This is a genomic window from Actinomycetospora sp. C-140, from assembly GCF_054796175.1.
The window spans coordinates 164,327-188,995 of the sequence record NZ_JBTWNF010000008.1 but is presented as its reverse complement, the minus strand read 5'-3'; the positions used below and the strand labels follow the sequence as shown (position 1 = coordinate 188,995).

The 24,669-nt window shown below is 75.7% G+C and carries 26 protein-coding genes; 19 read left to right on the top strand and 7 right to left on the bottom strand.

Features of this window, described 5'->3' with window-relative positions; all coding sequences use genetic code 11:
- Window positions 1–34 precede the first annotated feature (34 nt).
- Complete coding sequence (locus ACR9E3_RS15525) at window positions 35–931, bottom strand: hypothetical protein (protein WP_460381190.1); 897 nt, start codon at window positions 929–931, stop codon at window positions 35–37.
- Between the two features lie 343 nt (window positions 932–1,274).
- Here ACR9E3_RS15525 and map point away from each other — a divergent pair, with 343 nt between their 5' ends.
- The 5 genes from map (at window position 1,275) to ACR9E3_RS15500 (ending at window position 5,976) form a co-directional block, all read left to right on the top strand.
- Window positions 1,275–2,132, top strand: coding sequence for a type I methionyl aminopeptidase (gene map, locus ACR9E3_RS15520; RefSeq protein ID WP_460381189.1), 858 nt, complete (start codon window positions 1,275–1,277; stop codon window positions 2,130–2,132).
- 93 nt (window positions 2,133–2,225) lie between these two features.
- Complete coding sequence (locus ACR9E3_RS15515; RefSeq protein WP_460381188.1) at window positions 2,226–3,236, top strand: dihydrofolate reductase family protein; 1,011 nt, start codon at window positions 2,226–2,228, stop codon at window positions 3,234–3,236.
- 43 nt (window positions 3,237–3,279) lie between these two features.
- Complete coding sequence (locus ACR9E3_RS15510) at window positions 3,280–3,804, top strand: hypothetical protein (RefSeq protein ID WP_460381187.1); 525 nt, start codon at window positions 3,280–3,282, stop codon at window positions 3,802–3,804.
- A gap of 43 nt (window positions 3,805–3,847) precedes the next feature.
- Window positions 3,848–4,423, top strand: coding sequence for a pyridoxamine 5'-phosphate oxidase family protein (locus ACR9E3_RS15505; protein WP_460381186.1), 576 nt, complete (start codon window positions 3,848–3,850; stop codon window positions 4,421–4,423).
- Between the two features lie 32 nt (window positions 4,424–4,455).
- Window positions 4,456–5,976 carry a cobyric acid synthase gene (locus ACR9E3_RS15500; RefSeq protein ID WP_460381287.1) on the top strand — a complete coding sequence of 507 codons (1,521 nt, stop codon included), beginning with the start codon at window positions 4,456–4,458 and terminating at the stop codon, window positions 5,974–5,976.
- Here ACR9E3_RS15500 and ACR9E3_RS15495 read toward each other — a convergent pair.
- Window positions 5,973–6,449 (bottom strand): MarR family winged helix-turn-helix transcriptional regulator, encoded by a 477-nt coding sequence (locus ACR9E3_RS15495; RefSeq protein WP_460381185.1) that lies wholly within the window; start codon window positions 6,447–6,449, stop codon window positions 5,973–5,975. The genes ACR9E3_RS15500 and ACR9E3_RS15495 overlap by 4 nt on opposite strands.
- 103 nt (window positions 6,450–6,552) lie before the next feature.
- Here ACR9E3_RS15495 and ACR9E3_RS15490 point away from each other — a divergent pair, with 103 nt between their 5' ends.
- Complete coding sequence (locus ACR9E3_RS15490; RefSeq protein WP_460381184.1) at window positions 6,553–6,981, top strand: hypothetical protein; 429 nt, start codon at window positions 6,553–6,555, stop codon at window positions 6,979–6,981.
- Between the two features lie 3 nt (window positions 6,982–6,984).
- Here ACR9E3_RS15490 and ACR9E3_RS15485 read toward each other — a convergent pair whose 3' ends face one another.
- Together ACR9E3_RS15485 and ACR9E3_RS15480 are read right to left on the bottom strand one after the other, a co-directional pair.
- Window positions 6,985–8,208 carry a saccharopine dehydrogenase family protein gene (locus tag ACR9E3_RS15485; RefSeq protein ID WP_460381183.1) on the bottom strand — a complete coding sequence of 408 codons (1,224 nt, stop codon included), beginning with the start codon at window positions 8,206–8,208 and terminating at the stop codon, window positions 6,985–6,987.
- 123 nt (window positions 8,209–8,331) lie between these two features.
- Complete coding sequence (locus tag ACR9E3_RS15480; protein ID WP_460381182.1) at window positions 8,332–8,781, bottom strand: nitroreductase family deazaflavin-dependent oxidoreductase; 450 nt, start codon at window positions 8,779–8,781, stop codon at window positions 8,332–8,334.
- 112 nt (window positions 8,782–8,893) lie between these two features.
- Here ACR9E3_RS15480 and ACR9E3_RS15475 point away from each other — a divergent pair, with 112 nt between their 5' ends.
- On the top strand, window positions 8,894–9,550 hold the full coding sequence (locus tag ACR9E3_RS15475; protein WP_460381181.1) for a TetR/AcrR family transcriptional regulator: 657 nt from the start codon (window positions 8,894–8,896) through the stop codon (window positions 9,548–9,550).
- A gap of 84 nt (window positions 9,551–9,634) precedes the next feature.
- Entirely contained in the window at window positions 9,635–9,910 is a 276-nt protein-coding gene (locus ACR9E3_RS15470; RefSeq protein ID WP_460381180.1) for a hypothetical protein, read from the top strand.
- Between the two features lie 3 nt (window positions 9,911–9,913).
- On the opposite strand, the gene ACR9E3_RS15465 is transcribed toward ACR9E3_RS15470, so the two are convergent.
- Window positions 9,914–10,555 carry a TetR/AcrR family transcriptional regulator C-terminal domain-containing protein gene (locus ACR9E3_RS15465; protein ID WP_460381179.1) on the bottom strand — a complete coding sequence of 214 codons (642 nt, stop codon included), beginning with the start codon at window positions 10,553–10,555 and terminating at the stop codon, window positions 9,914–9,916.
- Window positions 10,556–10,624: 69 nt separating this feature from the next.
- On the opposite strand from ACR9E3_RS15465, the gene ACR9E3_RS15460 reads away from it, so the two are divergent.
- From ACR9E3_RS15460 to ACR9E3_RS15450, 3 genes are all read left to right on the top strand, one after another.
- Window positions 10,625–11,629 (top strand): ATP-binding cassette domain-containing protein, encoded by a 1,005-nt coding sequence (locus ACR9E3_RS15460; RefSeq protein ID WP_460381178.1) that lies wholly within the window; start codon window positions 10,625–10,627, stop codon window positions 11,627–11,629.
- The gene (locus ACR9E3_RS15455) at window positions 11,629–12,492 is read left to right on the top strand and encodes an ABC transporter permease (RefSeq protein WP_460381177.1); all 864 of its coding nucleotides are present in this window, start codon (window positions 11,629–11,631) and stop codon (window positions 12,490–12,492) included. Before ACR9E3_RS15460 ends, ACR9E3_RS15455 begins: the two co-directional genes overlap by 1 nt.
- 83 nt (window positions 12,493–12,575) lie before the next feature.
- Entirely contained in the window at window positions 12,576–14,192 is a 1,617-nt protein-coding gene (locus ACR9E3_RS15450) for an alpha/beta hydrolase (protein ID WP_460381176.1), read from the top strand.
- Between the two features lie 9 nt (window positions 14,193–14,201).
- Here the strand turns inward: ACR9E3_RS15450 and ACR9E3_RS15445 are convergent, their stop codons facing one another.
- Window positions 14,202–15,590 carry a mycothione reductase gene (locus tag ACR9E3_RS15445; protein WP_460381175.1) on the bottom strand — a complete coding sequence of 463 codons (1,389 nt, stop codon included), beginning with the start codon at window positions 15,588–15,590 and terminating at the stop codon, window positions 14,202–14,204.
- A 334-nt stretch (window positions 15,591–15,924) separates the two neighbouring features.
- Between ACR9E3_RS15445 and ACR9E3_RS15440 the strand changes: the two genes are divergently transcribed.
- The 6 genes from ACR9E3_RS15440 to ACR9E3_RS15415 all read left to right on the top strand — a co-directional run bounded on the left by ACR9E3_RS15440 (window position 15,925) and on the right by ACR9E3_RS15415 (window position 22,327).
- Window positions 15,925–16,785 (top strand): S1 family peptidase, encoded by an 861-nt coding sequence (locus ACR9E3_RS15440; protein WP_460381174.1) that lies wholly within the window; start codon window positions 15,925–15,927, stop codon window positions 16,783–16,785.
- 124 nt (window positions 16,786–16,909) lie between these two features.
- Window positions 16,910–19,048 carry a VWA domain-containing protein gene (locus tag ACR9E3_RS15435; RefSeq protein WP_460381173.1) on the top strand — a complete coding sequence of 713 codons (2,139 nt, stop codon included), beginning with the start codon at window positions 16,910–16,912 and terminating at the stop codon, window positions 19,046–19,048.
- Between the two features lie 57 nt (window positions 19,049–19,105).
- On the top strand, window positions 19,106–19,720 hold the full coding sequence (gene cobO / locus ACR9E3_RS15430; protein WP_460381172.1) for a cob(I)yrinic acid a,c-diamide adenosyltransferase: 615 nt from the start codon (window positions 19,106–19,108) through the stop codon (window positions 19,718–19,720).
- Window positions 19,721–19,733: 13 nt separating this feature from the next.
- Window positions 19,734–21,116 carry a cobyrinate a,c-diamide synthase gene (locus tag ACR9E3_RS15425; protein WP_460381286.1) on the top strand — a complete coding sequence of 461 codons (1,383 nt, stop codon included), beginning with the start codon at window positions 19,734–19,736 and terminating at the stop codon, window positions 21,114–21,116.
- On the top strand, window positions 21,113–21,979 hold the full coding sequence (locus tag ACR9E3_RS15420; RefSeq protein ID WP_460381171.1) for an alpha/beta fold hydrolase: 867 nt from the start codon (window positions 21,113–21,115) through the stop codon (window positions 21,977–21,979). Before ACR9E3_RS15425 ends, ACR9E3_RS15420 begins: the two co-directional genes overlap by 4 nt.
- A complete protein-coding gene (locus ACR9E3_RS15415; protein ID WP_460381170.1) occupies window positions 21,980–22,327 on the top strand; it encodes a cobalamin biosynthesis protein in 348 nt (115 codons plus the stop codon).
- Here the strand turns inward: ACR9E3_RS15415 and ACR9E3_RS15410 are convergent, their stop codons facing one another.
- Window positions 22,328–22,993: an alpha/beta fold hydrolase gene (locus ACR9E3_RS15410; RefSeq protein WP_460381169.1), complete on the bottom strand. Its 666-nt coding sequence runs from the start codon at window positions 22,991–22,993 to the stop codon at window positions 22,328–22,330.
- Window positions 22,994–23,137: 144 nt separating this feature from the next.
- Between ACR9E3_RS15410 and ACR9E3_RS15405 the strand changes: the two genes are divergently transcribed.
- Window positions 23,138–23,572 carry a LapA family protein gene (locus ACR9E3_RS15405; RefSeq protein WP_460381168.1) on the top strand — a complete coding sequence of 145 codons (435 nt, stop codon included), beginning with the start codon at window positions 23,138–23,140 and terminating at the stop codon, window positions 23,570–23,572.
- The gene (locus ACR9E3_RS15400) at window positions 23,572–24,669 is read left to right on the top strand and encodes a class I tRNA ligase family protein (RefSeq protein ID WP_460381167.1); all 1,098 of its coding nucleotides are present in this window, start codon (window positions 23,572–23,574) and stop codon (window positions 24,667–24,669) included. The genes ACR9E3_RS15405 and ACR9E3_RS15400 overlap by 1 nt, the downstream gene beginning before the upstream one ends.

Below are 24,669 nucleotides of genomic sequence, written 5' to 3'. Positions count from 1 at the left end.
CACCCGGACCGGCCGGTCGACCACCCGCGGACGATCAGCCCGCCGCTCCGGCCGGGGCAGGGACGGTCGTCGCGTCCACCCCGACGCCGGCGGTGCCGCCGGCACCCGTCCCGGCCTGGGCGCCTGCGGAGGTCCCGGCGTCCGCCGCGCCCCCCGCCGTCGATCCGGCGCCCGCGTCCGCCGTTCCCCCGCCTGCGCCCCCGTCCCCGGTGTCGGCGCCGGTGCCCGCTCCGGCGTTCGCGGCGGCGGTGCCCCCGGCGCCGCCGTCCGCGTTTCCGCTGGTCCCGGCGTCGGCGCTCGCGCTGCCGCCGGTCCCGGACGCGGCCCCGGCATCACCGGACGCCGCGTCGTCAGCCGGTGGCGTCACGTTGATGTTGATGTCCGTGCCGGACCCGGTGTCGGCGTCCGCGCCGCTCCCGGCGTCCGCGTTCGCGCCGGCGGAGGCGCTGCCGCCGGCCCCGGCTCCGCCGCCGGTGTCGGCCCCGCCGCCGGTGTTCGCGCCGGCGCTCGCCGACGCCCCGCCGCCGGCGTCGACGTCGCTGCCGGCCCCGGCCTGACCGCCGGCCTGCCCGCCGGCGACGGCGTCGGCACCGTCGGCACCGCCGGCGCCGACCGGGCCCGTCTCGCCGAGCGGTCCCTGGGGGCCCTCGTCGCCCTGCGGTCCCTGCGGACCGGCCGGACCGGCCGGACCGATCGCGCCGGCCGCCCCGACGGCGCCCGTCGCCCCGGGCGGCCCGGCCGGGCCGGCGGGCCCGATCTCCCCGGGCGGCCCCGCAGGACCGGCCGGACCGGCCGGACCCGGGGGACCCGCCGGACCGGCCGGGCCCGGGACCGGCGGGGGGACCTCGCCCGCGAGGGCGGTCGCCGGGATGATCGAGATCGCCCCGGCCGCGAACGTCGAGACGACGATCGCAGCAATTCTCCGGTCCACGGTTCTGTCCCCCTCGAATGATCATTGTCGTCAGCCGTCCGGACCGACGGGGAGAAATGATGGGACCGGCTCACGGAAAGTCGCCAGAGCGTCACGATCCGTCTCACTCCATCGTGTACGAACCCTTTCGCGATCCGGATCGTGCCGGGGCGCGCACCGGTGATCACCTGCGTCGATCGTCACCGATTCGCCTGGCCACTGATTTCGCTCGTCGGACAGTTGCGTGCGCGGCGCCACCGCTGCCCGCCACGGACGGGTGGCAGGGCGCTGCGGGGGTGGCGCGTGGACGTGATCGCCTGCCGGGCCCGCCCCGGCCCCGGCACGGGCGCCTACGCTGGGATGCATGCCGGTCCGCGCTCCGCTGCGGCCGGGGCAGCAGACGCCGCTGCGCCCGGTCCCTTCCCCGATCCCCCGCCCCGAGTACGTCGGCAGACCGGCGCCCGCGCGCAGCACCGACCCGTGGGTGCAGCCGCCCGAGATCATCGAAGCGATGCGGGTGGCCGGGAAGGTCGGCGCGCAGGCGCTGCAGGTCGGCGGCGAGGCGGTGAAGCCCGGCGTCACCACCGACGAGGTCGACCGCGCGGTGCACGAGTTCCTCGTCGACCAGGGCGCCTACCCCTCGACGCTGGAGTACCGCGGCTTCCCGAAGTCGTGCTGCGTCTCGCTGAACGAGGTCATCTGCCACGGCATCCCGGACTCGACCGTGATCGAGGACGGCGACATCGTGAACATCGACGTCACCGCCTTCATCGGCGGCGTCCACGGCGACACCAACGCCACGTTCCTCGCCGGTGACGTCGACGAGGAGGACCGCCTGCTCGTCGAGCGCACCCACGAGGCGACCCTGCGGGCGATCAGGGCGGTGAAGCCCGGCCGTGAGCTCAACGTCGTCGGCCGGGTCATCGAGTCCTACGCCAACCGCTTCGGCTACGGCGTCGCGCGCGACTTCACCGGGCACGGGATCGGGCGCGCGTTCCACTCCGGGCTCGTCGTGGTGCACTACGACGACCCCTCGCGCCAGGAGATGCTCGAGCCCGGGATGACGTTCACGATCGAGCCGATGATCACGCGCGGCGCGATCGACTACGACATCTGGGACGACGGGTGGACGGTGACGACCAAGGACAAGTCGCACACCGCCCAGTTCGAGCACACGATCCTCGTCACCGACACCGGCAGCGAGATCCTCACGCTCCCGTGAGGCGCGCCCGGCGGTGCGAGCGATGCGGCTTTCCTGGCGTGAGAGGCCAGGATCGCCACATGCTCGCGACGACGACACGCCGATGACGCGGCGATGACGCGCCCGCACGTGCTCGCCTCGGCGGCGGTGTCGGTCGACGGCTTCCTCGACGACGCCTCGCCGCGGCGGCTCGTGCTGTCGGGTGCCGCCGACCTCGACCGGGTCGACGCCGAGCGGGCCGGGGTGGACGCGATCCTCGTCGGCGCCGGCACGGTGCGCGCCGACGACCCCCGGCTGCTCGTCCGCTCGCCCGCGCGGCGCGCCGACCGCGTCGACCGGGGACTCGGTCCCTCGCCGCTGCGGGTGGTGCTCTCGTCGAGGCCCGTCGACCCCGGGGCCCGCGTCCTCACCGAGGGCCGCGACCTCGCCGACACCGTCGTGCTCGCGGGCGACCCCGGCCACGTGCTCGGCGAGCTCGCCGCCCACGGCGTCCTGCGCCTCATGGTCGAGGGCGGCGCCGCGGTGCACCGGGAGTTCTTCGCCGCCGGCGTCGTCGACGAGCTCCAGCTGGTGGTGGCCCCGCAGCTGGTCGGCGACGGTCCGCGCTTCACCGGGGCGCCGACCGCGGCGCACCTCGTCGAGACCCGCCCCGTTGGGCAGGACGTGCTGCTGCGCTACCGCTTCGGCGACACCGACGCCCGCTGGCTGGCCGAGGCCTGCACGCTCGCGGAGCGCTGCCCGCCGTCGGCGTCGGCGTTCTCGGTGGGCTGCGTCGTGGTCGCCGCCGACGGCACGGTGCTGGCGACGGGCCACAGCCGTCGCGACGACGTCCTCGACCATGCCGAGGAGGTCGCGCTGCGCGACGTCGACCGCGACGACCCGCGGCTGCCCGGCGCCACGATCTACACGTCGCTGGAACCCTGCGGGCAGCGCGCCTCCCGCCCGGTCACGTGCGCCCAGCACATCCTCGACGCGGGCATCGGCCGGGTCGTCATGGCCTGGCGCGAGCCGCCGCTGTTCGTCGGGACGCCGTCGGGTGCGGCGCGGCTGGCGGCGGCCGGCGTCGAGGTGGTCGAGTGCCCGGCGTTCGAGGCCCTCGCCCGCCGGCCCAACCGGCACCGCTGAGCCCGGCAGGACGATCACCGCGCCGTCGGTCATCGTGGGGGACGTGCGCTCGCTGCCGATCCTGCTGCCCGCCGCGGTGATCCGTGCCCGCGCCTGTCCGCTCGCGTCCATCCGGCAGGTCCGGACGTGGCGCCTGCGCTTCGTCGAGCACGACGCCCCGGACGTCGCCCGGCCCGCGGGCTGGTCCGACGTCGTCGACGCCCACGCCGCGCCCCGGCCCGGACCCGGCGGGTCCACCGACCTCACGGGCGAGGACTTCCGCGCCGTGTGGGACGCCCCGCGCCGCGTCGAGGGGCCCGTGCGGCTGCGCGGCGACCTCGTCGTCGACCCCCTCGACGGCCACCCCACGACCGGCCGCATCCACCGACTCCGCCTGCTGACCGAGACGGTGCGGGAGGACGCGGCGGGGGAGCGGGTCGTCGCCCTGACCGCCCGCGACCTGTCCGCGGTCCCGAAGGACGTCGACGCCGGGAGCCCCGGCGGCGGTGCCACGGCCCTCGACGTCCGTACCCGCGACCGGGGCGTGCTGGTCGACCTCGAGGTCGGCGGCGAGCTCGGGGTCACCTGAATCACCCGTGCACCCCGCGGCGGGGCGTGCGAGATTGCCGGGCATGGCGAAGGTCTACGAGCGCATCGAGCCGCGCCTGGCCCGGTGGATCGGCGAGCAGCCGGTGTTCTTCGTCGGCACCGCCCCGCTGGCGGGCGACGGGCTGGTCAACGTCTCGCCCAAGGGGCTGCGGGGGACGTTCGGGGTGCTCGACGACCACACGTTCGCCTACGTCGACATGACCGCCAGCGGCATCGAGACCACGGCCCACCTGCGCGAGAACGGCCGCATCTGCGTCATGTTCTGCTCCTTCGACGGCACGCCGAACGTCGTGCGCCTGCACGGGCACGGCCGCGTCGTGACCCACGGGGAGCCCGGGTTCGACGCGGCCCTGGAGCCGTTCGCGATGGGCCTCGCGTCGCGGCGCACGGAGGCGCGCGGCGTCGTCACCGTCGACGTCACCCGCGTCGCCGACGCCTGCGGGTACGCCGTGCCGCGCATGACCCTGGAGAGCGACCGCGAGCTGCTCGACTCCTGGGCCGAGCGACGCAGCCCGGAGTGGCTGCGGAACTACCGGGCGGAGAAGAACGAGCACTCCCTCGACGGCCTGCCCGGCCTCGCCGGCCTCCCCGAGTGGTGACCGGACGCGAGGCGCAGCGGAGCCGGGCCACGGTGAAGGGCTCGCTGCTCGTCGCCGGGACGACGTCCGACGCGGGCAAGAGCGTCCTCGTCGCCGGCATCTGCCGGTGGCTGCACCGCCGCGGCGTCGACGTGGCGCCGTTCAAGGCGCAGAACATGTCGAACAACAGCGTGGTGTGCGCCGACGGCGGGGAGATCGGGCGCGCGCAGGCGCTGCAGGCCGCGGCGTGCGGGCTGGAGCCCAGCGTCCGGTTCAACCCGGTCCTGCTCAAGCCGGGCAGCGACCGCAGCTCGCAGGTCGTCGTGCGCGGGGTCGTCGACGGCACCGTGTCGGCGGCGAGCTACCGGGAGCGCAAGGCCGCGCTGCTCGAGGTGGTCACCGGGACCCTCGCCGACCTGCGCCGCGACCACGACGTCGTGATCTGCGAGGGCGCCGGGTCCCCGGCCGAGATCAACCTGCGCGCCACCGACATCGCCAACATGGGCCTCGCGCGCGCCGCCGACTTGCCCGTGATCGTGGTCGGTGACATCGACCGTGGCGGCGTGCTGGCGCACCTGTTCGGCACGCTCGCGGTGCTCGAGCCCGCCGACCAGGCGCTCGTCGCGGGCTGGGTGGTCAACAAGTTCCGCGGCGACCCGGCCCTGCTCGCACCCGGCCTCGACCAGCTGCGGGACCTCACCGGGCGCCCGACGCTCGGCGTGCTCCCCTGGAGCCCCGAGCTCTGGATCGACGCCGAGGACTCGCTCGGCCACGTCGCCGACGGCGTCGTCGGACGGCCCGCGCCGCCCGCCGGCCGGGACTGGCTGCGGGTCGCCGTCGTGCGCCTGCCGCGGGTGTCCAACGGCACCGACGTGGACGCCCTGAGCTCCGAGCCCGGGGTGGCCGTCCGCTGGGTCACCGAGCCCTCGCGCCTGGCCGACGCCGACCTCGTCGTCCTGCCCGGCTCGAAGACGACGGTCGCGGACCTGGCCTGGCTGCGCTCCACCGGCCTCGCCGACGCGGTGGTGGCGCACGCCCGCGAGGGCAAGCCCGTCCTCGGTGTCTGCGGCGGCTACCAGATGCTGGGCCGGCGCATCCACGATCCGCACGGCGTCGAGACCGCGCCCGGCACCGTCGACGGGCTGGGCCTGCTCGACCTCGAGGTCACCTTCGACGTCGCCAAGCACCTCGGCACCCCGAAGGGCACGGCGCTCGGCGAGCCCGTGGCGTTCTACGAGATCCACCACGGGCGCGAGCTGCGGTCCGATGCGGCCGCCCCGCTGGTGACGCTCGCCGACGGCGCGCCCGAGGGCGTCGACGCCGGGCACGTGCTCGGCACCCACGCCCACGGGCTGCTCGAGAACGACGCCCTGCGCCGCCGCCTGCTCGCCCGCGTCGCCGCCGCGGCCGGGCGGGACTTCGCCCCGGCGCCGGACACGTCCTACGCGGCCGTCCGCGCCGCCCAGCTCGACCTGCTCGGCGACCTCGTCGCCGAGCACCTCGACACCGCCGCCCTCGAGCGGCTGATCAGCGTGGGAGCCCCGCCCGGCCTGCGGGTCGTCCGAGCGTCCTAGGCCAGCGGCTCGGTCGGGAGCCCGAGGGTCTCGGCGATCGTCGCGCAGGCGGCCCCGAGCGCGACCGTCCGCTCGGGGCCCAGCGGGTCGACGACGAGGCGCCGCACCGTCTCGACGTGCCCCGGCGCCGCCGCGGTGAGCGTCGCGCGGCCCTCCTCGGTGAGGGTGGCGACGGTGTAGCGCCGCCCGGTGCCCGGACACACGGTGCGCCGGATCCAGCCGCGCTGCTCGAGCCGGGTCACCGCGTGGGACGTGCGCGAGAGCGAGCCGTTCGCCATCTCGGCGAGCGCGGAGATCGGCAGCGTCTCCTCCGGGCTCACGGACAGCCGCGCCAGGATCATGTAGCCGAACAGGGTCAGGTCGGCGTCGCGCACCAGCTGGCTCTCCAGCGCGCCGGGCAGCACGAGCAGCACCTTGCACAGCAGCACCCAGGCCGCGCGCTCGTCGTCGTCGAGCCACCGCGTCTCCGTCACGGCGGCCATCGTGCCACGAGATGCTTGACGTGAACACGCAACCCAGAGGAGAGTCGAAGTCGTTGGGTTGAACACGCAACCCAGGACCCGGGAAGGCTCCACCATGACCTCCATCGCCACCCCGCCGGCGGGCGCCGTCCCCGCCGCCGCCCCGACACCACGCCTCGCCGGCGGGATCGCCGTCGCCGCCCTCGGGGCGGTCGTCGTCAACGCGCTGCTCGCGCTGGCGCTCTCCGCGCTGGTCACGGGACCGGCCGTCGGGCTCGAGCCCGCCATGGCCTGGATCAGCATGAGCATCGTCGGCGTGCTGATCGGCACGGCCGGGTGGGCCGCGGTCCGTCGCCTCGCCGCGCGGCCGGCGGCGCTGCTGCGGGTGCTGGTCCCCGTCGCGCTCGTGGTCTCGTGGATCCCCGACGCCGTCGTGCTCGCCGGCGGCGCGGGCGTGCTCAACCTCGTCGGGCTCGCCCTGATGCACGCCGTCGTCGCGGCGGCCTGCGTCGCGGTCCTGCCGCGCGTGCTCCCCGTGCGGTGAGGATCAGGCCGGCGCGACGTCGTACACGTGCCCGGCCGTGCGCAGACGCTCGACCAGCGCCGGGCCCATCGCCGTGGCCGGGGTCAGCGAGCCGGTGCGGTTCGGCAGGCGGTCGCCGTCGAGGGCGAGGCACAGCGCGCTCTCGCCGAGCATCACCGCGGTCGCGGCGTAGCCCGGGTCGCCCGAGCCGGAGACGCGGGCGGTGTAGCGGGCGCCGGTCGTGGTGGTCGCGTCCACGTCGTGGCGGAACCAGCCGCTCTCCTGCGTCTTCTCGCTCGGGCCCGTGCCCGGCTTCGGCAGCACGCGGTCGAGCAGCTGGCGCACGCCCGGCGTCGAGAGCCCCGCGAGCAGGCCGCCGAGTCCCGCGGTCACCGCGCCCGCGGCGACGGCACCGGCCGGGCCGCTGCCGACACCCATGACCTCGCCGTAGCGCAGCCCCTTGCCGTACGAGTAGCCGGCGATCGCGTTCGAGCGGCGCACGATGCGGGTGTTGTACGAGGCCATGACGAACGGGGCCACCCAGCGGCCGTGCAGCCGGTGCGGCGTGGGCGTGTCGCTGGGCTGGCGGGTGTCGGGCTCGGCGTCGCGCTCGGGGCTCAGGCCGAAGGGGTCGCGCATCAGCCGGAACACCGAGCGGTCGGCCTTCGCCGCGTCGGCGAGCCCGCGCATCGAGTCCACGGTGCCGCCCGAGACGCCGCCGCGGATGCGGGCGACGGCGGTGACGTCGGTGAGCTCGCCCTCGCCGTCGGCCTGCACACGGCTGTGCAGCAGGAGGACCGCGAGGTCGGAGGGGATCGAGTCGTAGCCGCAGGAGTGGACGATCCGGGCGCCGTTGCCGCGGGCGACCTCGTCGAAGCGGTCGATCGCCTCGCGGGCGAACTGCACCTCGCCGGTGAGGTCGGCGTAGTGGGTGCCCGCGGTGGCGCAGGCCTCGACCACCGGCATCCCGTACTTCGCGTAGGGCCCGACGGTCGTGGCGACGACGTCGGTGGCGGCGGCCATCCGGGCCAGCGCCCCGGTGTCGGAGGTGTCGGCGACGACCAGCGGCCAGTCGCCGCCCGGGGCGGGCAGCCGGTCGCGGACGGCCTCGAGGCGCTGCCGGGAGCGGCCGGCCAGCGCGATCCGTGTGCCGGCCGGGGCGTGGCGGGCCAGGTAGGCGGCGGTCAGCTCCCCGACGAAGCTCGTCGCGCCGAACAGGACCAGCTCGTGCTCACGATCACCGGACATGGCGGAACGATAGCGGCGGGCTCGGTGTGGGGCAGGTCGCGGCGGGGTGGCGCGCGCCTCGGTTACTGGCTGGTATCCCTCGCCTGGCGAGCGATACCAGCCAGTAACCCAACGACGGCGGGCTCACACCGTCGTGATCGCGAAGACCGGGTGCCGGTCCGCGATCGCCGCGAGCTCGGCGTCGCTCGCGTCGGCGCCGACGCCCTCGAAGAACGCGCCGACCTCCCACGCCCAGGCGCGCAGGTACGCGCGCAGCACCGGCACCTTCTCGGCGTCGGCGAGCTCGACGGCGCGCACGGTCTCGGTGCGGCGCCCGACGTGCAGCTCGGCCTCGCCGGCGACGCGCAGGTTGCGCACCCACTGGGTGTGGCCGCGCGCGGCGACGAGGTAGCGGCGGCCCTCGTACGTCAGCGGGTTGACCGGCGTGGTGCGCACCTCGCCGCTGGTGCGCCCGCGGACCCCGAGCACGGCGGAGCCCGCCAGCGGGAGGCCGAGGCGGGTCAGGCCGGCCACGAGGGGGTTCATCAGGCGGCGGGTGATGCGGCCGGGGGCCTGGTAGTGGCTGGTGTTCACGGTGTCTCCTCGGGACGTCTGACGAGAGCAATGCTCTCGTTATAGAGCAGTGTTCTCGAAAAGTCGCTCCTCGTCAAGAGCACTGCTCTCGATCCGTGGCAGGATGCTGGTCATGCCCCCCGGAGCCCGTGCGCGGGCGCGAGCCGAGACGAGCCGCGCGATCCTCGACGAGGCGCGCCGCCAGCTCGCCGAGCAGGGCGCGGCGGCGCTCTCGCTGCGCTCGGTGGCGCGCGAGGTCGGGATGGTGTCGTCGGCGGTCTACCGCTACGTGGCCAGCCGCGACGAGCTCCTCACGCGCCTGATCGTCGAGGCCTACGACGCGATCGGGGAGGCCGCCGAGGCCGCGCGCGACGCCGACGCCGACCCGCGGGCGCAGTGGCGGGCGGTGTGGCGGGCCGTGCGCGCCTGGGCGCACGAGCACCCGGCCGAGTACGGCCTGATCTACGGCACGCCCGTCCCCGGCTACGCCGCCCCGACCGAGACGATCCCGGCCGCCGGGCGCGTCGGCGTCGTGCTCGCGGACATCGTCGTGGAGCACGGCGACCCCGGCGCGGTCGGCGGCTGGCCCCCGGTGGTGCGGGACGACGTCCTGCCGGAGCTCTCCCGCCCGGTGGTGGTGCCGGCCGTCGTCGCGTGGACCCAGCTCTTCGGCACGGTGGGCTTCGAGCTCTTCGGCCAGTACGAGAACGTCGTGACCGACCGCGACGCCTACTTCGACGCGGTCGCCGACGCCGCCGCGACGTCCGTGGGGCTCCCCGCGGGCAGGTGACGCCGTCCGGACGCTTGACGCCGTCGTCGCGGCGCCGGACGGTGGCGTCTCCTGGTATCGGCAGGGACGTCGAGAGGGGATCCGATGGCTGAGCACGACCGGTCCGGCGATGAGGAGCGTCCGCCGCCCATCCCCGAGGCGATCCGGCGCGAGCGCGAGGCGGAGGAGGCGGCCGACGCCGACAGCGCGACCTCGATCGCGAGCACCGAGCAGCGCGGGCGCCACGCGCGGACCGACGACGACTCGCTGCCCGGCTCGGAGCAGCGGGAGCGCCGCGCCGAGGCGTCCGCCGACGCCGAGCAGGCGCACTCGGACAACCCGTCGATCCCGGGCACCGAGCAGCGCCGCCGCACGGACTGAGGCTCAGCCCCCCGCCCGCGCCGCGGCCCCGGCGCGCAGCCCCGCGATCATGAGATCGAGACCGTGCCGGAACGGGGCTTCGTGGTCGGCGGCCGTGCCCGTGCGCGCCGCGAGCACAGGCGCGAGCGCCTCGAGGTGCGGGTAGGCGCCCGGGGGACGCGCCGGCGCGCCGGTCTCGCGGTCGCGCTCGGCGTGGTACTCGATCGCCGAGCCGATGACGAGGTTGCCGACGGCCTGGACGGTCGCGAACGCGTCGGCGGGGGAGAAGCCCGCCCGGACGAGGGTGCCGAGCGTCAGCTCCACCGCCGGCAGCGAGGCCTCCGTCGGGCGGTTGCCCGCGACCACCAGGGCCGCGTCACGGTGGGCGACCAGGGCGCGGAACTGGCGCACGGCGCGCTCGCGCAGCCAGTCCGCCCAGTCCTCGCCCGGCGCGAGCGGCGTGACCTGCCACTGGTCGGCGAGCAGGCGCTCGGCGACGTGGTCGAGCAGCGTGCGTTTGTCGGCGACGTGCCAGTACAGCGTCGGTGCGCTGACCCCGAGCTCGCGCGCGAGCCGGCGCAGCGAGAGCCCCTCGAGACCGACCTCGGCCAGGAGATCCACCGCGGCGTCGACGACGTCGTCGCGGGTGAGGGTCTGGCGCGCCACCGCGGAAACCTCCTTGCCGTCTCTAACAGCGTCAGAGTAGCGTCTCTAACACTGTTAGGGGGAGGACGCATGGACACCACCACGGGGCCGAGCGGCCCGGCCGTCTCCGTCCGCGGCCTCGTCAAGCGCTACGGCAGCGGCGAGAAGCAGGTCGAGGCGGTCCGGGGTATCGACCTCGAGGTCGCCCGCGGCGAGACCTTCGGCTTCCTCGGTCCCAACGGGGCGGGGAAGTCCACCACGATCAACATCCTGTGCACGCTCGTCGAGCCGAGCGCCGGCGAGGCCGAGGTCGTCGGGCTCGACGTCGTGCGCGACCGTGCGGCGGTGCGCCGCCGCATCGGGCTGGTCTTCCAGGACCCGACGCTCGACGGCCCGATGTCCGGCGAGCAGAACCTGCGGTTCCACCAGGAGCTCTACGGGGTCGACCGCCGCCGCGCGCCCGGCCGGCGCGAGGAGGTCCTGCGGATGGTGGGGCTGTGGGACCGGCGGGCCGACGAGGTGCGGACCTACTCCGGCGGCATGCGGCGCCGCCTCGAGATCGCGCGCGGCCTGCTGCACTCGCCGCAGGTGCTCTTCCTCGACGAGCCGACCATCGGGCTCGACCCGCAGACCCGCGGGTCGATCTGGGACTACGTCGCGGAGCTGCACCGCAGCGAGGAGATCACGGTCTTCGTCACCACCCACTACATGGACGAGGCCGAGCACTGCGACCGGATCGCGATCATGAACGAGGGACGGATCGTCGCCCTCGACACCCCGGACGCGCTGAAGGCCCAGGTCGGGGCCGACCGGGTCACCGTCACCACCGACGACGACGAGGCCGCGCTGCGGGCGCTGCGCACGGAGTTCGGGCTCGAGGGCGCGGTGCGCGAGGGGGCGGTGACGATCGCGGTGCCCGACGGCGCGGGCTTCGTGCCGCGGTTGTTCGACCGCCTGGGCGTCGGCATCCGCTCGGTGACCGTCACCCGGCCGAGCCTGGACGACGTGTTCCTCGCCTACACCGGCACGACGATCCGCGACGCCGAGGCCGGGCCGAGCATGCACCCGATGGCGCAACGCATGAGAGGGCGCTGATGACCACCACCCTGACCCCCGAGGCTCTCCACATCCCCGAGAGCAGCCTCGCCACCGAGGCGCGCGCCGCCACGGTCGTCTGGCAGCGCGAGATGATCCGCTTCGTCAAGGACCGGTCGCGCATCTTCTCGTCGCTGGCCCAGCCGTTGCTGTTCCTCTTCGTGCTCGGCAGCGGCCTGGGCTCGCTGCTGAACAGCAGCGCCGGCGGGTCCGTGCAGTTCACGACGTTCCTGTTCCCCGGCGTCATGGCGATCTCGGTGCTGTTCACCGCGGCGTTCGCGGGCATCTCGATCGTCTGGGACCGCGAGTTCGGGTTCCTGCGCGAGATGCTCGTCGCTCCGGTGTCGACGGCGTCGATCCTCGTCGGCAAGGCCCTGGGCGGCGCGTCGGTCGCCACCCTGCAGTGCCTGGTGCTGCTGGCGCTGGCCGGGCTCGTCGGCGTGCCCTACGACCCGCTGATGCTCCTCGGCATGATCGGCCTGATCTTCCTGATGGCCTTCATGATCACGGCGTTGGGGCTGGTGCTCGCCGCCCGCGTGCGCCAGGTGCAGACGGCGATGCCGCTGGTCCAGCTCGTGATCACGCCGCTGATGTTCCTGTCCGGCGCGCTCTTCCCGCTCTCGAACCTGCCGACGTGGCTCACGGTGCTCACGCACGTCAACCCGATGACCTACGCCGTCGAACCGCTGCGCTCGCTCGTGTTCGACCACCTCGACGTCGACGCCGCCACCCGCGCGCGTTTCGACCCGGGCATCGTCTGGGGCAGCTGGGTCGTGCCGGTGGGCGTGCAGATCCTCATGACGATCGGTTTCTGCGTGCTGCTGCTCGCGCTGGCGGTGTGGCGGTTCCGGCGGACCGAGTGAGCGCCACGGCAGATCAAGTGTCGCGCAGGGTAGTGATGTTCGGTTAACGTCGCCCTCTCCGTCACTCGATGGGGTGGTTCGCGATGGCTGAGCGTGGTTCCCTGCGTCGGCGCCGGGTGGCGTCGACGCTCGCTGTGGTGTGCGCGGTCCTGGTGGCCACCGCGTGCGGCTCGCCGACGCCGTCGGCGGGCGCGGCACCGGCGGGGCCGGCGGGGCCGGCGGGGCCGGCGGGGCCGGCGGGGCCGGCGGGGCCGGCGGGGCCGGCGCCCGGCATCGCGTGGGGACCCTGTGCGCCCCCGCACGACCAGGACCCCGCGCTCCAGTGCGCCACGGTGCCGGTGCCGCTCGACCGGAGCGCGCCCGGCGGCCGGCAGATCGACCTGGCCGTCATCCGGCACCTCGCGAGCCGGCCACAGGAGCGGATCGGGTCGATGCTGGTCAACCCGGGTGGGCCCGGTCAGAGCGGCGTGGAGCTGGTCGAGGGCGGGGGATCCGACTTCGACCAGTGGGGCGGCGGCCGATTCGACGTCGTGGGCTGGGACCCCCGTGGCACGAACGCGAGCTCGCCGGTGGAGTGCTTCACCGACCCCGCGGCCGAGGCCGCCTTCTGGAACGGCGTGACCGTGCCGACGACCGGGCCGGAGTCCGTGGCCTACCAGCAGCGGACCGTCGATCTCGCGCCACGGTGCGGCGCCGTGAGCGGGGAGCTGCTCGACCACATCTCCACCGCGGACACCGCCCGCGACCTCGAGGCGCTGCGCGTCGCCGTCGGGGACGAACGGCTGACCTATGTCGGCCTGTCCTACGGGACGCTGATCGGGCAGACCTACGCCAACCTGTTCCCGGACAAGGTGCGGGCGATGTTGCTCGACGGCCTGATCGACGCCGTCGACGACACCGCCGGCGCCGAGGCCCGGACGGCGGCGAGCGTGGCCCACACCGACGAGGTGTTCGCGGCGTTCCGCGCCGCCTGTCAGACCGCGGGTCCCGCCCGGTGCGCCCTGGCGCGCCACCCCGAATCGGTCGACCAGCGTGTCGCGCGCGTGTTCGACGCGGCACGGCGGGCGCCGATCCCGGCGCCGCACGCGAGTCCGCCGGGCGAGCTGACGTACGGCGAGCTGCTCACCTCGACCTTCAACCCGTTGCGGGTCCCCGAGCAGTACCCGCAGTTCGCCGCCGACCTCGACGCCGCCGCGGACGGGGACGCCTCCGGCCTGGAGAGCGCGGCCCGGCAGATGGCGACGCCCGAGGCCTACCGTTCGGCCACCACGTCCTCGGCGATCTCCTGCCTCGACGGGCCCGCCACCCGGCCGTCCGCCGACTGGCCCACGGTGCTCCCCGACCTCACCCGCAGCAGCACCCTGTGGGGACCGGTCCTCGGCTGGTGGCTGTGGGCCCCGTGCGCCTCCGGGTGGCCGGGCCGGCCCGCCGACCGCTATGCCGGGCCGTGGAACGCGCGGACCACGACGCCGATCCTGCTCGTCAACAACCGGCACGACCCGGCGACCGGGTACCGCAACGCGCAGGCCGCCGAGCGGTTGCTGGGCAACGCCGTCCTCCTGACCTCGGAGGGGTACGGGCACCCGACCTATCAGGACCCGAGCGCGTGCGTCGACGCCGCCCGTGTGCGCTATCTCGTCGAGCTCGCGACACCGCCGCCGGGGACCGTCTGCCAGCCCGACGCTCCGTTGTTCCCCTGAGCCCGTCCCTCAGGTCTCCGGGTCGAGCGGGAGGCCGAGCAGGGCGTTCTCGATGACCTCGGGCAGCGCCGGGTGGATCCAGTACTGGTGCTCGGCCATGGTGCGCGCGTCGAGCCCGAACGTGATCGCCTGGATCAACGGCTGGATGAGCGACGAGGCCTCGGGACCCATGAGGTGGGCGCCGAGCAGCGTGCCGTCGGTCGGGTCGGCGATGAGCTTGACGACCCCGGTGGTGTCCTCCATCGCCCAGCCGAAGGCGACGTCGCCGTAGCGCTGGACCTTGGTGACGTAGCGCAGGCCCCGCTCGCGGCAGTCCTGCTCGCGCAGCCCGATCGTGGCGATCTGCGGATCGGTGAACACGGCCGACGGGACGTGCGCGTTGTTCGTGATCCGCGGGTCGTCCGGGTACAGCAGGTTGTGCCGCACGACGGCGGCCTCGTGGTTGGCGACGTGCTTGAGCTGGAACGGCGAGCTGACGTCGCCCAGCGCCCACACCCCGGGCACGGAGGTGCGCTGCTGGTCGTCGACGACGATCCGCCCGTCGGGGTGCAGGTCGAGCCCGCCGGCCGTGGCGTCCAGGCGGTCGCCGTTGGGGATGCGCCCGGTGGCGACGAGCAGGGCGTCGGACTCGATCGGCCCGTGCTGTCCGTGCACCACGATCGTGCCGTCCGCCCGCTGCTCGGGCGGGGCGGTCGGGGCGGCGTCGACCAGCACGTTCCAGCGCGTCGCCGCCAGCTCGGTGAACCGCGCGGAGATCTCCTCGTCCTGTTCGCGCAGCAGCGCGGGACCGCGCGTCGCGATCGTGACCTCGCTGCCGAGGGCGGAGAACACGTGCGCGAACTCGGCCGCGATGTAGCCGCCGCCGATGATCGTCAGGCGGCGCGGGACCTCGTCGATGCGCATGACGTCGTCGGAGGTGTAATACGGCACGCCGCTGGCCGCGATCTTGTCCGGGATCGCCGGGCGCGCCCCGGCCGCCACGACGAACCGGTCGCCGGTGACGGCCACCGGCTCGCCGCCGTCGGTCGGGGCCACCTCGAGCGCGCGCTCACCGGTGAAGCGGGCGTGACCGAGGTAGACCGTCGTGTCGGTCTGCTCCTGGCGGTAGCGCCGGCCGCCCGCCGAGATCGGGTCGATGCGGGAGAACACGCGGTCGCGGATGTCGGTCCAGCGGACCTTGTCGATCGACGCGTCGATGCCGTAGGTGCCGGACCGGCGGATGATCTCGGCGACGTCGGCGGCGTAGACGAACATCTTCGTCGGGATGCACCCCACGTTGAGGCACGTCCCGCCGTAGACCCCGTGCTCGACGATCGCGACGTCCAGGCCGGCGAAGCGCTCGTCCGGGATCGAGTTGCCCGAGCCGGTGCCGATGATGACGAGATCGTGGTGAGGCACGGGCACCACGGTAGTGCGCGACCGGACCGGCTGTGGTCCTGGGCGACCGCCGGTGTGGGTGGCGGGGCCCCGCGACGAACGGTCACGGAGGCGTCCGCTCGGCGATCACCGACAACCGCTTGCCGCCGCAGCGCCACCCGTCGGTGTCGTTTACCGACGTAAATCGACCGTTCGTCGTCGCTCGGCGGAGCGAACCTGCCCTGTTCCGTCTTGTCGCCCGCCCTCGGCGGCTGCTGTCGTCTGCGGCCGACGGCGGATGACCGCTCGGCTGATCGGCCCACATGGCCAGAGCCGAACGGACGCGAGCGGAGGGGCGGGACGGATGATGAACGGCGTGCGCGACGGGGTCACCGCGGTCGGACGGACCCTCGTGCTCGTCGGGATATCCCTCCTGCTCGCGCTGGCCGCGGTCGGGACGGCGGCGGCCGCGCCCTCCATCGTGACCACTGACGACCCGGGCACCGACCCGGGGACGGGCGGTGGCTCCGGCTCCGGTCTCACCGTCGACGCCGGGACGCGGGTCGTCGGCGGGGCGCAGACGACCACCACCGAGGTCCCGTGGGCGGTGTTCCTCACCGACGCCGGCGGCTTCCAGTTCTGCGGCGCGACGCTCGTCGCGCCGACCAAGGTCCTCACCGCGGCGCACTGCATGGCGAGCACCGCCGCCGACCAGGTGCGGGTGGTCGCCGGCCGCGACGACAAGCAGTCGACCGCGGGGGAGACGCTGACGGTGGCGTCGGCCTGGGTCAGCCCCGAGTTCGAGGGCGTCGGGAAGGGCACCGACCTCGCGGTGCTCACCCTCGCCACCCCGAGCACCCGCACGCCGCTGCCGCTGGCGGGCCCCGGCGACGAGGCGCTCTACTCCGACGGCCGCGCCGCGCAGGTCTACGGCTGGGGCGCGACCGCCGAGAACGCGCCGCCCTCGCGCTACCTGCTCACGGCGACGGTGCCGATGCGCGGGGACACCTACTGCCGCGCCGGCGACGGGACGTTCGACGGGCGCAAGCTGACCTGCGCCGGGTTCGACGCGGGCGGCGTCGACTCCTGCCAGGGCGACTCCGGCGGCCCGCTCGTCGCCGGCGGCAAGCTCATCGGGGTCACGTCCTTCGGCGACGGGTGCGCCCGCGCCGGGCGGCCCGGCTACTACGTGCGCGTCGCGGCCGTGAGCGCCGCGCTGGCACCGCAGCTCGCCTGAGCTGCGCACCCAGGACGTGCGGACCGGAGGGCAGACCGGTCCGGCGAGACGGGTGCGGGACCCGGACCACCGGCCCCCGGTCCGGGTCCCGCCCCGCGGGCCCGTCATCTGAGCGGACGCTCAGATGTCGTGGGTTAGGGTCGGCCGTCACCCTCTCCGCTCCAGAGAAGGACGTTCCTTGGCCTTCCCGTTCTCGGCCGTGGTCGGCCACGAGGACCTGCGCCTGGCCCTCATGCTCACCGCGGTCGACCCGGGCATCGGCGGCGTGCTGGTGCGCGGCGAGAAGGGCACCGCGAAGACGACGATCGTGCGCGCGCTGGCCACCCTGCTGCCGCCGGTCCAGGTCGTCGCCGGCGACCGCTTCTCCGTCGACCCCGACGCCGGCGAGGAGAGCCCCGACGGCCCGTTCCCCGCGGACGCTCCTCGCGAGCGGCGGGGGGTGCGTCTCGTCGAGCTCCCGGTGGGGGCGTCCGAGGACCGCGTCATCGGCTCGCTCGACCTCGAGGAGGTCCTCGCCCACGGACGCGCGACCGTGCGGCCCGGGCTGCTGGCGGCCGCGCACCGGGGCGTGCTCTACGTCGACGAGGTCAACCTCCTGCACGACCACCTCGTCGACCTCCTGCTCGACGCCGCAGCCACCGGCCGCGCGCACGTCGAGCGCGACGGGGTCTCGCTGACGCACCCCGCGGCGTTCCTGCTCGTCGGGACGATGAACCCCGAGGAGGGCGAGCTGCGCCCGCAGCTGCTCGACCGCTTCGGGCTCACCGTGGCGGTCAGCGCCTCGCGCGAGGTCGGCGAGCGCACCGAGGTGGTCCGGCGGCGGTTGGCGCACGACGCCGACCCCGACGCCTTCGCCGCCCGCTTCGCCGGGGACGAGGACGCCCTGCGCGCGCGGCTGGTCGAGGCCCGCGCGCGGTTGACGTCCGTGGTGCTGCCGGACGCCGAGCTGGTGCGGATCGCCGCGCTGTGCGCCGAGGTCGAGGTGGACGGGATGCGTGCCGACGTGGTGCTCGCGCGCACCGCGGTGGCCCACGCCGCCTGGCGGGGCGCCGAGGCGGTGGACGCGTCCGACGTCCGCGCCGCGGCACGGCTCGCCCTGCCGCACCGGCGGCGCCGCGACCCGTTCGACGAGCCCCACCTCGGCGACGACGAGCTGGACGAGGCGATGGAGCGCGCGGACGAGGCGACCTCCGAGGCCGAGCCGCCGGAGCCGCCGGAGCCACCCGAGCCGCCCGAGCCCCCGGAGGGCGGGCCGGACGACGGGGGGCCGGACGACGGCGGGCCCGACGACTCCGGTCCCGGCGGCGGGCCCGGTGGGGGTGCGCCGCCGCCGGCGAACGGTCAGACCGCGCCGGGGGAGCAGCAGTCACCGGAGGAGGAGCAGTCGTCGTCGGCAGAGCCGTCATCGGAGCCGTCCTCGGAACCACGGACCGAGCCCGCCGGGGTCCCGGTGGGCGCGCCCGCCCGGACGCGGCTGCGGGCGCGCCGGTTCGAGGTGCGGGGCACCGGCGAGGGCGCCCCCGGGCGGCGCTCGCGGGCCCGGGGCCGCCAGGGACGCACGGTCCGGGCCGTGCCCGAGCGCCGCGAGGACACGACGCTGCACGTGCCGGCCACCGTCCTCGCCGCCGCCGGACGCGGGGCCCGGGTGGGGGCCGAGGACCTGCGCCACGCCGTCCGCGAGGGCCGCGAGGGCAACCTCGTGCTGTTCTGCGTCGACGCCTCCGGCTCGATGGCCGCGCGCCGGCGGATGTCCGCGGTGACGGGGGCCGTCGCCGCGCTGCTCCGCGACGCCTACCAGCGCCGCGACCGGGTGGGCGTGGTGACGTTCCGGGGCACCGCGGCGAGCGTGACGCTGCCGCCGACGACGTCGGTGCACACCGCCCACGCCCGCCTGCACGACCTGCGGACCGGCGGGCGCACCCCGCTCGCCGACGGTCTGCGGACGGCGCGGGCGGTCCTGCGCACCGAGCGCACCCGCGACCCCCGGCGGCGCGGCCTGCTCGTCGTGCTCACCGACGGGCGGGCGACGGCGTCGGGCGGGCTCGACGCCGCCCTCGACGCCGCCCGCGGTCTCGCGCGCGACGCCGGGGCGTCCGGGCGGGGGGCGAGCATGAGCACCGTCGTCGTCGACTGCGAGTCCGGGCCGGTGCGCCTCGGGCTCGCCGGGCGCGTGGCCCGCGTCGCCGGCGGCACCGTCGTCACCCTCGACGAGCTGACCGGCGAGTCGGTCGCGGGCGTCGTGGAGCAGTTCCGGGCCTCGTGAGCAGTTGGCGCCCCTGCCGGGGCGCCAACTGCTCACGTACCGACGAAGGAGGCAAGCGTGCCGCAGGGGGTTCCCGCGACGGTGCCGCAGGACGGGCTGACGACGCGGCAGCGTCGCCGGCGGCCGCTGCTCGTCGTGCACACCGGGGTCAACAAGGGCAAGTCCACGGCGGCGTTCGGGCTCGCGCTGCGCCAGTGGACCGCCGGCTCGTCGATCGCGGTGTTCCAGTTCGTCAAGTCCGCGAAGTGGCGCGTGGGCGAGGAGACGGCGCTGCGCGCCCTCGGCGACGTGCACCGCGACACCGGGCAGGGCGGGCCGGTGGAGTGGCACAAGATGGGCGAGGGCTGGTCGTGGTCGCGCAAGCAGGGGTCCGAGGAGGACCACGCCGGGGCCGCCCGCGAGGGCTGGGCGGAGATCCGGCGCCGTCTCGAGGCCGGCGCGCACGACTTCTACGTGCTCGACGAGTTCACCTATCCGCTGAAGTGGGGCTGGATCGACACCGACGAGGTCGTCGCGGTGCTGCGTGACCGCCCCGGCTACCAGCACGTGGTCGTCACCGGGCGCGACGCGCCGCCCGCGCTGGTCGAGGCCGCCGACCTCGTCACCGAGATGACGAAGATCAAGCACCCGATGGACGCGGGGCAGAAGGGGCAGAAGGGGATCGAGTGGTGACGTGGTGACCGTCCTGCCGTCGCGGGTCGTCGTCGCGGCCCCGTCCTCCGGCAGCGGCAAGACCACCGTCGCCACCGGCCTGCTCGGCGCCCTGGCCGCCCGGGGCACCGCCGTCGCCCCCTTCAAGATCGGTCCGGACTACGTCGACCCCGGCTACCACGCCCTCGCCGCCGGCCGGCCCGGGCGCAACCTCGACCCGGTGCTCGTCGGCCCCGCGGCGCTGCCCGGCCTCGTCGTGCACGGGGCGCGGGACGCGGGGCTGGCCGTCGTCGAGGGCGTGATGGGCCTGTTCGACGGGCGGATCGGCGCCGACCGCGAGGCCGACGGGTCGACCGCGCACGTCGCCCGCCTGCTGGACGCTCCCGTCGTGCTCGTGGTCGACGCCCGCGGGCAGTCCCGCTCGGTCGCCGCGCTGCTCGCCGGGTTCCGCGACTTCGACCCGCGCCTGCGGCTCGCCGGGGTGATCCTCAACCGGGTCGGGTCGCCGCGGCACGAGGAGGTGCTGCGGTCGGCGTGCCTCGAGGTGGGCCTCACGGTGCTCGGGGTGCTGCCGCGCCACGCCGAGCTGGCCGTGCCGTCACGGCACCTGGGGTTGGTCACCGCCGCCGAGCACGGCGGCGCCGCGCGGTCGGCGGTCGACGCCATGGCGGGGCTCGTCGCGGCGCACGTCGACCTCGACGCGGTGACCGCCCTCGCCCGTTCGGCACCGGCGACGGCGGCGGAGTCCTGGGACCCGGGCACGGCGATCGGGAGTCCCGTGGAGGGCCGGCCCGTGGTCGCGGTCGCCGGCGGGGCGGCGTTCACCTTCGGCTACCCCGAGCACGCCGAGCTGCTCGCGGCGGGCGGGGCGCAGGTCGTCACGGTCGACCCGGCCCGCGACGAGTCGCTGCCCGCGGGGACCGCCGGCCTGGTCCTGCCCGGCGGTTTCCCCGAGGAGCACGCCGAGGCCCTCAGCAGCAACACCGCGCTGCGCGGGGACGTGCGCGCGTTCGCGGCGTCCGGCGCGCCGGTGCACGCCGAGTGCGGGGGGCTGCTCTACCTGTCGCGGACGCTCGACGGCCTGCCGATGTGCGGGGTGCTGGACGCCGACGCCGTGATGGGCCCGCGCCTGGCACTGGGCTACCGGACCGCCACCGCCGGCGCCGACTCCCCGCTCGCGGCCGCCGGGGAGACGGTGACCGGCCACGAGTTCCACCGCACGGTCACCACGCCCCGCGCGGGCGCCGCCCCGGCCTGGCGCTGGGACGGCGCCGAGCCCGAGGGTTTCGTCGCGGGCGGGGTGCACGCGTCCTACCTGCACACGCACCCGGTGGGCCGTCCGGGGGGCGTCGCACGATGGCTTCGCCACGTCAGTGGTAGGGCTCGTGGCGACACCGACTCCCGGAGGCCCTCGTGACCGATCGTCGCGTCACCGTCCACGGACGCGCCGTCGCCGTCGCCGAGCACGGGGACCCGGCCGGCGCCCCGGTGTTCCTCTTCCACGGCACGCCCGACAGCCGGCTCGGCAAGGACTTCACCGACGGCCCGGCCCGCGAGCGCGGGCTGCGGATCCTCTGCCCCGACCGCGGCGGCATCGGCGGCTCCGACCCCGTCCCGGGCCGCTCGATCGCCGGGTACGCGGCCGAGATCCTCGCGCTCGCCGACGCGCTGGGCCTCGACCGCTTCGCGACGGTCGGCTACTCCGCGGGCGGGCCCTTCGCGCTGGCCTGTGCGGCCGGGGCGAACCCGCGCGTCACCGGGACCGCCCTCCTGGCCGGCGCGGGACCGATCGACGACCGGCCCGGCGCCCGGGAGGGACTCGCGAAGTCCGACCTGGACATGCTCGACCTCCTCGAGAAGCACCCGCACCGCGAGGCGATGGCGCTGCGGGTCCAGAAGTGGGCGACGCAGCTCGTGCCCTCGGCGGCGATCGGGCAGGTCTCCGCCGAGCTGACGCAGCCCGACCGGGACTTCCTCGCGCGGCGCTCCGCGAAGGAGGAGATGTCCTCCTTCGTCGAGTCCCTGCGGCAGGGCCCGGCCGGCGTCATGGAGGAGTACCGGCTCTGGGCGGCACCGTGGCACCTCGACTGGGCCGCCGTGACGACGCCGGTGGAGATCTTCCAGGGCGAGGACGACGCCATGGTGCCGATGCACCACGCCGAGGACATCGCGTCCCGCCTCCCGGCCGGGGTCGGCCGTCTGCACCGCCTGCCGGCCACCGGGCACCTGTCGATCCAGGACCACGTCGGCGACGTCCTCGACGCCCTGCGCGCGCCGTAGATGCTCGTCCTCGGTGTCGGCATCGAGCCGGGCACGCCCCTGACGCACCTGCAGGAGGCGGTCGAGGCGCTCGGGATCGACGGCTACGGCGTGGTGGCGACCATCGACACGCGGGCCGCCGAGCCCGCCGTGGTCGACCTCGCCGCCGGGCGGGTGCTGCGCACGTACTCCGCGGCCGTCCTCGGCACCGTCGCGGTGCCCAGCCCGTCCGCGGTCGTGCGGCGGCTGACGGGGACGGGCAGCGTCGCCGAGGCCGCGGCCCTGCTCGCGGCCCGCGAGACCGGCGCCGGGGAGCTCGTGACGCCCAAGCAGCGGGGGCGCGGGGTCACCGTCGCCGTCGCGCGCTGATCAGGACGCCGCGGCGAGGAGGGCGTCCCGCAGCGCGCCGGGGGCGTCGCGCATGAGGTTGTGCGCGGCGTCGAGCTCGCGGACGTCCCACGTCGGGTCGTCCCGCAGCCGGGCGAGGGTGTCGGCGAACGGCGAGGTCAGGTCGCCCCACTGCGTCGCGTAGAGGTAGACGCGCTTGCGGAACCCGTCGAGGCCGGCCGCCAGCGCGGCGGGCTGCTCGAGGGTCGCGAGCGGGTGGTCGGTCGCGCGGGCGTCGAAGAACGGCATCCGGGGGACGAGGCCGGTCGGGCGCCCCTCGTCGTACCAGGCGCGCTCGTGGTCGTTGGTCATGGAGCGGGCGGTCTCGCCGTCGCGGGGCACGAAGGCGTCGAGGTAGACCAGCGCGTCGACCCGCTCGGGACGCCGGTCGGCCGCGACGGTCATCGGGAGCCCGCCGTAGCTGTGCCCGGCGAGCACCACGGGCCCGGTGGCCGCGTCGAGGGCACGGACGACGTCGGCGACGTGGGTCGCGAGGTCCACGGTGGGGTCGGGCGGCGCGGTCGGGTCGCCGACCGACGTCAGCGTCACGGCGTCGACCGTGTGGCCGGCGGCGCGCAGCTCGGCGGCGAGGTCGTCGAAGCACCACCCGCCGTGGCACATGCCGGGTACGAGCACGAAGGTCGTCACGGCTCCCAGCCTGGGCGGCGCCCGGTCATGTGTCGAAGACATGCCAGGACTGGTGCTCATCACTGCTGCTTCTGCGTCGCGGATCGCACCGACGCGCAGTGGGAGGGGCTCACGGACCGGGCCGGGACGGGGGAGGATGCGACCATGAGCGAGCAGCCCCGGTACGGCGCGCCGTCGCCCGCCGACGGGCCCACCACCCCCGGCACCGGCGCCGTGTCGCGTGCCGACGTCGCGCCCGCCGCGACCGGAAGGACGGGGCCGCCCTCGGAGCCGGTCACGATCCCCGACGGTGCCGCCGCCGCCCGTCCGCGCCTCCGGTCCTCGCCGGGGCGCACGCGGATCGGCGGGGCGTGGATCGGGCTGATCCTCGGCGCGGTCGTGCTGGTGTTCCTGCTCGTGTTCATCCTGCAGAACCTCGACCCGGCGCGTGTCGCGTTCCTCGGGCTCGAGGCCACGCTGCCGCTCGGCATCTGGCTGCTGTTCGCCGCGATCGCGGGGGTGCTGCTGCTCGCCATCCCCGGTCTCGGGCGCATGGTCCAGTGGCGGCGCGCGGCACGTCGCACGGGGAAGGTGCGCTGATGAGTCCGTCCCTGCGTCTCGCGGGCGACCCGGTCCCGCTGGTCGGGCGGGCCCGCGCCTACGTCTGCGGCATCACCCCGTACGACACGACCCACCTCGGGCACGCGGCGACGTTCGTGTGGGCCGACGTGGCGACCCGCGTGCTGCGGCGGGTCGGGATCGAGGTCGTCAGCTGCCGCAACGTCACCGACGTCGACGACGTCCTCGACGCGGCGGCGGAACGCGCGGGCGCGCGCTTCGACAGCTTCGCGGCCGTCGGCCAGTTCCGCTTCGACCGCGACATGACCGCGCTCGGCGTCCGGCCGCCGACCCACGAGCCGCGCGCCCACAACCACGTCGACGGCGTCGTGGCGCTCGCGTCGGCGCTGATCGAACGCGGTGCGGCGTACGAGCGCGACGGGGCCGTGCTGTTCCGGGCCGACCGGATCCCCGCCCCGTCTCCGTCCCGGTCCCCGTCCCCGGACCCCGACGAGACCTCCGCCGAGGCGCCCTGGCCCGGCGCCGACGACCCCGGCGACGCCCTGGTCTGGCGCCCCGCCGCGCCGGGCGAGGCCGCCTGGCCGAGCCCGTGGGGCGACGGGCGGCCCGGCTGGCACGCGGAGTGCGCGGCCATGGCGCTCACCGTGCTCGGCCCGGCCGTCGACCTGCACGTGGGCGGCGCGGACCTGCGCCACCCCCACCACACCGTGCAGGCCGCGATGGCCGAGGCCCTCACCGGCGTCCACCCCTTCGCCCGGGCGCGCCTGCACGTCGGGACGGTGCGGGTCGAGGGCCGGAAGATGGCGAAGTCGGCGGGCAACCTGGTGCTGGTCGGCGAGCTGCTCGAGACCCATTCGGCCGCGGCGGTGCGCCTCCTGCTGCTCGACCGTGCGTGGGCGGAGCCGTGGGACGTCGACACGGGCGCCCTCGACGCCGCCGAGGCCCGGCTGGAGCGGCTCTACGCCGCCGCCGCGCGCCACGTCGAGGGCGACGTCGCATCCGGGGCGGTGCTCGATCGGCTCCTCGACGACCTCGACGTGCCGGGCGCCCTGGCCGTCGCGGAGGAGTCCGGCGGTGACGCCGCGCGCACGGCGCTGGCGGTGCTCGGCCTGACCTGA

Excerpts from the sequence above, each read along its gene's own strand:
- map (WP_460381189.1), top strand. The coding sequence starts at position 1,275 with ATGCCGGTCCGCGCTCCGCTGCGGCCGGGGCAGCAGACGCCGCTGCGC.
- ACR9E3_RS15515 (WP_460381188.1), top strand. The coding sequence starts at position 2,226 with ATGACGCGCCCGCACGTGCTCGCCTCGGCGGCGGTGTCGGTCGACGGC.
- ACR9E3_RS15505 (WP_460381186.1), top strand. The coding sequence starts at position 3,848 with ATGGCGAAGGTCTACGAGCGCATCGAGCCGCGCCTGGCCCGGTGGATC.
- ACR9E3_RS15490 (WP_460381184.1), top strand. The coding sequence starts at position 6,553 with ATGACCTCCATCGCCACCCCGCCGGCGGGCGCCGTCCCCGCCGCCGCC.
- ACR9E3_RS15485 (WP_460381183.1), bottom strand. The coding sequence starts at position 8,208 with ATGTCCGGTGATCGTGAGCACGAGCTGGTCCTGTTCGGCGCGACGAGC.
- ACR9E3_RS15475 (WP_460381181.1), top strand. The coding sequence starts at position 8,894 with ATGCCCCCCGGAGCCCGTGCGCGGGCGCGAGCCGAGACGAGCCGCGCG.
- ACR9E3_RS15470 (WP_460381180.1), top strand. The coding sequence starts at position 9,635 with ATGGCTGAGCACGACCGGTCCGGCGATGAGGAGCGTCCGCCGCCCATC.
- ACR9E3_RS15460 (WP_460381178.1), top strand. The coding sequence starts at position 10,625 with ATGGACACCACCACGGGGCCGAGCGGCCCGGCCGTCTCCGTCCGCGGC.
- ACR9E3_RS15455 (WP_460381177.1), top strand. The coding sequence starts at position 11,629 with ATGACCACCACCCTGACCCCCGAGGCTCTCCACATCCCCGAGAGCAGC.
- ACR9E3_RS15450 (WP_460381176.1), top strand. The coding sequence starts at position 12,576 with ATGGCTGAGCGTGGTTCCCTGCGTCGGCGCCGGGTGGCGTCGACGCTC.
- ACR9E3_RS15435 (WP_460381173.1), top strand. The coding sequence starts at position 16,910 with ATGTCGTGGGTTAGGGTCGGCCGTCACCCTCTCCGCTCCAGAGAAGGA.
- ACR9E3_RS15415 (WP_460381170.1), top strand. The coding sequence starts at position 21,980 with ATGCTCGTCCTCGGTGTCGGCATCGAGCCGGGCACGCCCCTGACGCAC.
- ACR9E3_RS15405 (WP_460381168.1), top strand. The coding sequence starts at position 23,138 with ATGAGCGAGCAGCCCCGGTACGGCGCGCCGTCGCCCGCCGACGGGCCC.
- ACR9E3_RS15400 (WP_460381167.1), top strand. The coding sequence starts at position 23,572 with ATGAGTCCGTCCCTGCGTCTCGCGGGCGACCCGGTCCCGCTGGTCGGG.